Genomic DNA, 1,596 nt, shown 5'->3' with positions numbered 1-1,596 from the left:
GAGGACGCATCGAGGTACGCCTGGACAGCGCCACCGGCGCGGTGGTCGGGACCTGCACCGTCGCTGGTACCGGTGGTTGGCAGGCCTGGACCACCGCCACCTGCGCGGTCAACGGCGCCACCGGCACCCATGACCTGTATCTCCGCTTCGCCGGCGGCACCGGCACCCTGTTCAACATCAACTGGTGGCAGTTCAGCGGCACCGGCGGCAGCGGCTCCGTGCTCACCAACGGTGACGTGGAGAACGGCACGACGGGTTGGGGTGTGCACGGCAGCGGCACGCTCTCCCGCAACACCGCCGTCGCGCACGGCGGCAGCGGGTCGTTGTCGATCACCGGCCGGACCGCGGCGTGGAACGGCCCCGGTCAGGACGTGACCTCGAAGCTCACGAACGGCAAGAGCTACACCACGAACGTCTGGGTACGGGCGCAGAGCGGCACGCCCTCGGCGAAGGCGACCCTCTCGATGACAGTGAACGGCACGACGAGCTACCTCCAGCTCACCCCGGCCGTGGGGGTGAACGTCAACGGCTGGACCCTGCTCACCGGCACGACGACCGTCTCGTGGAGCGGCACGCTGTCCAACGCGACCTTCTACGTCGAGACGGCTGCCGGCACCGACAGCCTGCTCGTCGACGACGCCTCGTTCCAGTGACGGGTGCTGCCGGAGCCGTCCGAGCACGGCTCCGGCAGCGCCGCACCCGGACGGTACGACCGAAGCGACAGGCCCTCGGCGCGATTCGTTACGACTTGACGAACGGCATGTTATCGCTCACAGTCGATGTTTGAGGGCGGCCGCACCTGTGGTTCACCGGGCGAGCCTGCCGGCCGCACCTCGGAGCGCGACGTCCGCCCAGGGCATGCCGGACGTCGTGTCGGGGTCTCCCACCACCGGTGCCGTGCTGGCGACAGGTCTTCGTCAGTCACTGTCGCGCCGCTGCGAGCCGACCCCGCGGCTGGACTGGCCTCGGCGTCGATCTCGCCGGTGCTGATGTCACCGACTCCGCAGGAGCAGATTCGGGCGCTGCATCTCCATCACCGAACCACCACAGACAAGGAATTCGCATGAATCACAAGAGAGTCCTGCGATTGGCGGTGACCGTCGCAGCCACCGGCGCACTCGCCGCCGGAATGACGATGACGCTCACCTCCACGGCCAGTGCCGGCACCACCCTGAGGGCGTCGGCTGCCGAGAAGGGCCGCTACTTCGGTGCGGCCGTCGCGACGAACAAGCTCTCCGACAACACGTATGCGACGGTCCTGAACCGCGAGTTCAACAGTGTCGTGGCCGAGAACGAGATGAAGTGGGACGCGACCGAGCAGCAGCAGGGCCGGTTCAACTACAGCGGTGGTGACCGGCTGGTCAGTCACGCGCAGGCCAACGGCATGAGCGTGCGGGGCCACGCGCTGTTGTGGCACCAGCAGCAGCCGGGCTGGGCGCAGGGCATGTCCGGTACCACGTTGCGCAACGCGGCGATCAACCACGTCACGCAGGTCGCTACCCACTTCCGGGGCAAGATCTACGCGTGGGACGTGGTGAACGAGGCGTTCGCCGACGGTGGCAGCGGTGGGCGGCGTGACTCGAACCTGCAGCGCAC

2 protein-coding genes are annotated in these 1,596 nt (G+C 68.4%); both read left to right on the top strand.

Annotated features, from left to right (window positions below):
- Nucleotides 1-653, top strand: a 653-nt coding sequence (locus AB0B86_RS33480) for a carbohydrate-binding protein (protein ID WP_357420630.1), incomplete at its 5' end; no start/stop codon positions are given.
- A gap of 410 nt (nt 654-1,063) precedes the next feature.
- Nucleotides 1,064-1,596: endo-1,4-beta-xylanase (locus AB0B86_RS33475; protein ID WP_357420628.1), on the top strand; the 533-nt coding region annotated here is incomplete at its 3' end.

Origin of the sequence: Micromonospora sp. NPDC049047 (assembly GCF_040649135.1) — a bacterium.
Lineage (GTDB): Bacteria > Actinomycetota > Actinomycetes > Mycobacteriales > Micromonosporaceae > Micromonospora.
This window is presented reverse-complemented; position numbering and strand designations above follow the sequence as displayed.